This window comes from Elioraea sp. (assembly GCF_051860475.1).
GTDB lineage: Bacteria > Pseudomonadota > Alphaproteobacteria > Acetobacterales > Acetobacteraceae > Elioraea.
On the sequence record NZ_JBHYDW010000098.1, the window covers coordinates 12,096 to 16,821 of the forward strand.

At 73.6% G+C, this 4,726-nt stretch carries 10 protein-coding genes; 7 read left to right on the forward strand and 3 right to left on the reverse strand.

Annotated elements, in window-relative coordinates; translation table 11 throughout:
- The first annotated feature begins 435 nt into the window (after positions 1–435).
- The 7 genes from ACTIFU_RS16130 to ACTIFU_RS16160 all read left to right on the forward strand — a co-directional run bounded on the left by ACTIFU_RS16130 (position 436) and on the right by ACTIFU_RS16160 (position 2,691).
- Positions 436–771, forward strand: a complete 336-nt coding sequence (locus ACTIFU_RS16130; RefSeq protein ID WP_439579342.1) for a hypothetical protein — start codon at positions 436–438, stop codon at positions 769–771.
- 97 nt (positions 772–868) lie between these two features.
- Positions 869–1,177: a hypothetical protein gene (locus ACTIFU_RS16135; RefSeq protein WP_439579343.1), complete on the forward strand. Its 309-nt coding sequence runs from the start codon at positions 869–871 to the stop codon at positions 1,175–1,177.
- Positions 1,174–1,440 (forward strand): hypothetical protein, encoded by a 267-nt coding sequence (locus tag ACTIFU_RS16140; RefSeq protein ID WP_439579344.1) that lies wholly within the window; start codon positions 1,174–1,176, stop codon positions 1,438–1,440. The genes ACTIFU_RS16135 and ACTIFU_RS16140 overlap by 4 nt, the downstream gene beginning before the upstream one ends.
- Positions 1,437–1,748: a hypothetical protein gene (locus ACTIFU_RS16145; protein ID WP_439579345.1), complete on the forward strand. Its 312-nt coding sequence runs from the start codon at positions 1,437–1,439 to the stop codon at positions 1,746–1,748. The genes ACTIFU_RS16140 and ACTIFU_RS16145 overlap by 4 nt, the downstream gene beginning before the upstream one ends.
- A 101-nt stretch (positions 1,749–1,849) precedes the next feature.
- Positions 1,850–2,116 carry a hypothetical protein gene (locus ACTIFU_RS16150; RefSeq protein WP_439579346.1) on the forward strand — a complete coding sequence of 89 codons (267 nt, stop codon included), beginning with the start codon at positions 1,850–1,852 and terminating at the stop codon, positions 2,114–2,116.
- A gap of 102 nt (positions 2,117–2,218) precedes the next feature.
- A complete protein-coding gene (locus ACTIFU_RS16155; RefSeq protein ID WP_439579347.1) occupies positions 2,219–2,443 on the forward strand; it encodes a hypothetical protein in 225 nt (74 codons plus the stop codon).
- 23 nt (positions 2,444–2,466) lie between these two features.
- Entirely contained in the window at positions 2,467–2,691 is a 225-nt protein-coding gene (locus ACTIFU_RS16160) for a hypothetical protein (RefSeq protein ID WP_439579348.1), read from the forward strand.
- On the opposite strand, the gene ACTIFU_RS16165 is transcribed toward ACTIFU_RS16160, so the two are convergent.
- From ACTIFU_RS16165 to ACTIFU_RS16175, 3 genes are all read right to left on the reverse strand, one after another.
- Positions 2,681–3,385, reverse strand: a complete 705-nt coding sequence (locus tag ACTIFU_RS16165; protein WP_439579349.1) for a pyridoxal-phosphate dependent enzyme — start codon at positions 3,383–3,385, stop codon at positions 2,681–2,683. The genes ACTIFU_RS16160 and ACTIFU_RS16165 overlap by 11 nt on opposite strands.
- Positions 3,382–4,233: a DNA methyltransferase gene (locus tag ACTIFU_RS16170; protein WP_439579350.1), complete on the reverse strand. Its 852-nt coding sequence runs from the start codon at positions 4,231–4,233 to the stop codon at positions 3,382–3,384. The genes ACTIFU_RS16165 and ACTIFU_RS16170 overlap by 4 nt, the downstream gene beginning before the upstream one ends.
- Positions 4,230–4,726, reverse strand: a 497-nt coding sequence (locus tag ACTIFU_RS16175) for a hypothetical protein (RefSeq protein WP_439579351.1), incomplete at its 5' end; no start/stop codon positions are given. The genes ACTIFU_RS16175 and ACTIFU_RS16170, both read right to left, overlap by 4 nt.

Consider the following 4,726-nt stretch of genomic DNA (forward strand, 5'->3'; position numbering starts at 1 on the left):
GGGGGGGGGCCCCCCCCCCCCCCCCCCCCCCCCCCGGTCCGCGGTGGGGGGGGGCGCGGGCCGGGGGGCCGCCCCCCCCGCCCGCGCCCCCCTCCGGCGCGGGGGGCCCCCCCCCCCCCCCGACCCGCCCTCCCTATGGCGCGTCGAGCGGCGCAGCGGCCGCCGTCTGGAACGTCGGCAGACGATCCACACGGGCCAGGAGTCGGAGGCACGCGCCATCTATGAGCAGACCCGCGCGGCGCTGCGCCACGGCGAGGTCCGTCTGCTTGCGCCTGATGGGTCGCTCGCGGCGCGCGCATGGGGGTCGCGCAGCGGCCGCACGCGCTATTAGCCCGCCCGGCTCTCTGAGCATCCCGGCATGGTGACAGAGCAGAACGGTCCGCCCGCGAGATGAGTCTGACTGCGGCCATCGCAACCGCCACCCAGGAGGCAACGATGACCACCCGCACCGACGCCCGCATCGCCTGCCGGCACTTCCGCCGGACCCTGACCACCCGCCTGCGCAGCCCCCGCGCGATGCACTTCATCGACGGCCGGCCGGTGCCGGCCGCGACCTTCGCGTCCGAGATCGCCAGGGCACGCGGGATCGACGCCGCGGTGGCCGACCTCACGCGCTTCGGAAGCCTCGCCGAGCTCTGCGACGAGGCGCAGGTGACCGGCTACCGCCCGACGCTCCGCGCCGATCTCGACCCGCGCTTCGCGGCCATCGCCGACGCCTTCGACGCCGAGATGGCGCGCCGCGGCCGGCAGGAACGGGCCTTCCGCGGCTAGCCGCCGCGGCGCCCGGCCCAGCCCCGACCGGCGCGAGCCGGCGGGGCCTGCGGCGGTGAGAGCCGGACGGTCCGGCTCCGCACCGCAGGAGAGGACAATGCCACGCACCCGACGCCTGATCGCGGCGACGCCCCGCCGCCCTGGGCCGGCCGAATGGAGCGCGGAGCAGATCGCCCGCGCCGCCTATTTCACCGTCGCGCGCTTCCGCGGCCGCGGCGCCTACGACACCCGCCGCTTCGCCACCCTGGCCGAGGCGCGCGCCGAAGCGGCCGGCGACCGGCGCGCGATGGTCTACGCCGTCACCCCCGAGGGCATCACCGTGCACGTCGAGAACGGAGGTTGCCTCCCCGAAGGGTTCGGCCCGAAGGCTGGGCCGGGCACCGGCCATAACGGAGGCGCGCGATGATCGTCCGCATCGCCGTCCGCGCGGGCGAGGGGCACAAGCTGCCCGCCTGCCGCACCCCCGCCGAACTCGCCAAGGCCCTGCGCAATCTGGCGGACGAGATCATGCAGGATGAGCTCGCGGCCAAGAACGCCTTCCATCCCGTGCATTGGCCGAGGATCGTCAAGAACGCCGAGGGCGGCTGGGCCGGACATGCGTGGCTTTCGACGGCAGGTGCCGACGCGGCGCCGAATGCACCCGACGCCGGGCAGGAGGGCACGCCATGAGCCGCGCCGCCCCGACGCCCGGGCCGTGGCGCGCGCAGGCCGGCCTCGTTATCGCGGACGCTCCCGGGCCGCACGTGGTCGCGCAGACCTATTCGCCGGGAGGCCTCGCGCGCTGGCCGCACGATCCGGCCGAGCGCGACGCCAACACGCGTCTGATCGCGGCCGCGCCCGACATGCTCCGCGAGATTGTCGAGACGGCCGGCATGGACCTCGAACGCGTCGAAGCGATGGATGCGGCCTCTCTGCGCGCCCTTCTTGCCGGCATGGTCCGGCGCGCGCGATCCCTGCGCGCGAAGGCAGCCCTCTGACGATGCTCTCTGAGCGGTCGCGGACTGCTCAGAGAGCATCTCCCCCGAGCCGCGATCCATGGCTCTCAGCGCGCAGCGCAACCCCAACACAGGAGACCGCGATGCGCGCCACCATCATCAACAACCCCGCCCTCAAGGGCAAGCGGGCCAGCAAGGCCACCTTCTACGGCCCATTCAAGCGATTCGCCTTGTATCCGATCCACACGCGGTTTGATGCCGTGGCATGGGTGGTCTCGGATGCCGAGACCGTAGACACCGACGGCTTGCCCGAGATCGCGATCTTTGATCGCGAGCAGGAGGCGATCGCCCACGCCGAACGCCGCGCGGCGGAGGCGGAAGACGCGGCCTCCGCGGCCGAGGCGCCCTAGGGACGGGCATGCTCTCCGAGCGGGCGGCGCATTGTGAGAGAGCAACTCACATGCGCTGCTCTCTCTGGCTCTGTGTCGCCACCGCAACCGATGGAGCGACCCATGACCGAAGCGCAGAAGATGGCCGAGAGGATCAACGAGCACCGCCGCAATGGCGGGCGCGTCTGGGCCGTCACCGCGTGGCGGGCCGCGGAGGTCGGCGAGGCCTTCGCCGAGGGCGAAAGCCTCTTCATCCGTGCGGGCCGGCACCGCCGCCCTCTCTGCGTCCTGCCGGCCGTCACCGCAGACCTGCGCCGCAACTTCGACGGCGCCTTCCGCTTCCGCTAGGCTTCGATCAGGAGCACGCCGCCATGCCAGCCGAGACCCCCTTCCCCTGGGAGCATCGCCTCGCCAGCCTGCCGCCGGCAATCGGCGGCTGGACGGTCGAGATCTGGAACCCGATGACGCGCGCGTGGCAGCGCGGCCCGAACGCGCCGCACTGGCCGGCCGAATACGAGGACGCGGCGCGCGAATGGGTGCGCATCGAGAACGAGGCCCAGGGCGAACGCAACCGCGCCGCCGGCATCACGGCCTAGCCGGCCCCGCGACGTTCCAGAACAGCACACGGCCCGGGCCGCGCCGCGCGCGGCAGAGTTCCCACGCCTTCGCGTCGTAGTGCGGATCGGCCGGGAACGGCGCGGCCGCCTTGCACGGCCGGCCGAACGGCAGCGGATGCACGACGATCTCCGCTCCGGCCACGTCCGCCGGCTTCAGCGCCCGCCCGATCTGGACCGCGACCCGCCGCGCCCGCGGCCATGCCGCGGCCAGTGCCCGCATGAGCACGCCCGAGCCGGCTGCACACCACACCTCTTCCGGCTCCTCGCCGGTCGCGCTTGCCGCCTCGGCGATGGCCGCGACGGCGCCCGGCATGTCCATGCCGAACGGCGCCAGCAGTGCGCCGGTCCGCGCCGCGTAGCCGCGTGCCCAGGACTGGACCACGCCTAGGTAGCCGGGCGAGACCTCCTCGATGCGCGCGCCGAGCCGCGCCGCCTCGCGCGTGCGCGGATGCCGCTCGGCGCGCCGCGCGACGAAGATAGTCGCCCGCTTGCCGAGCGCCGCGGCGACATGCGCCAGCGCGGTCTGCGCGCCGCCCTCCGCCGGCGAGGCGTAGACCACCTCGTCCGCCGCCGCGAACAGCGCCGGCAGGAAGCGCGCCTTCGTCCCGCCCGGGAACAGGTCGTCGCGCACCACGCGGGTGCCTTCGTGCGTCTCGACCACTGGCGCGATCATGCGGGGCTCCCGTCGTCGGTCGCGCCCTGCGCCTCGTCCTCGGTGTCATTCTCCGGTTCGGCGTCGTCCGGCGCGAGCTCGCCGAACTCGCATTCGCCGCACGCCTCTGTCGCGCGCACCGGATCGCCCTTGCAGAAGACCAGCACCTGCTGGTGTGTCTTGCCGATCTTCCGGCTCGCCGCGAAGGCGCGGCCGGCGCGCACGGGCAGCGAGCCCACCGCGGTGACCAGGATCAGCTCGTTGTAGAGCCGTGCGCCCGCGCGCTCGAACGCGTCGATCGTGTGCCAGGGGAAGCCGCGATAGAACCCGTCCGGCCCACGCACATCGCCGACGACGAAGGCCGCAAAGCGGTCCTCGCGCAGCAGCATGAGCGTGTTCGCGATGATGCGCGCATACCGGTCGCGGAATTCCGGATAGGGCATCGTCGAGAGGTCGCGCGGATCGTCGCTGTAGCGTTCCAGGTCCGCATAGGGCGGGCATGAGAAGGCGAAGTCCGCCTCGATGCCGGCCGCGAGCTCGCGCACGTGCAGGCTGTCGCCTTCGATCCAGGCCGGGATCGGCTCGCCGCAGAGCGCCTTGCCCTGAGCGCGGTTCGCTTCGACCTGCTCCGGGCGGAGGTCGATGCCGACGTAGCGCCGGCCGAGGCGCGACGCGACGATGCCGCGCGCCGAGCCGCCGGCGAAGGGATCGAGCACCAGGCCTCCGGGCGGGCAGAACCAGCGGTAGGCGAGCTCGCAGAGCACCGGATCGAAGATCGACGTGCCGGAACCCGCATCGAGGATCTGGCGCGAGACCGGATCGAGCGTCTCCGGATCGCGCTCGCCGCGCACGAAGGTGAGGTTGTTCATCCGCACGCCATGACGCTGCCGGGTGGGTCTGCATAGCTGCCGTCGCCGCGCGCGGCCTTCCACGCGGACCGCGGGCTACCCGACGCGCCGCCCGGCGCTGCCGCCCGTGCCGCCTGCATCGCCGCGCGCTTCTCCGGATCGGGCTCGATCAGCGTGTCGGACAAGCGCAGCAGATTGCCACCCCGCCCGAGCTCGCTCCGGATGCCGAGCGCAATCCACGCGCGCTTGCGCTCCTGCCACCATCCTTCGCGGGCATTGAGCACCGAGAACGGCGGCACGCCGAAGCGCGCGGCCAATGTCCCGCGCGCGGGCGCGGGCGCGCCGGCCGCATCCTCGGATGCGCCGTCGCGCCGGTCGTCGCCGGCGTCGGTGCCGTCCATCTCGGCGACCATGCCGGCCGCCTGGGAGATGATCGCATCGATCTCGCCGGCCTCGAATCCCGTCAGCGCCAGATCGAGCCCCAGCGCGCCGAGCGCTTCGAACTCCTCCGCGA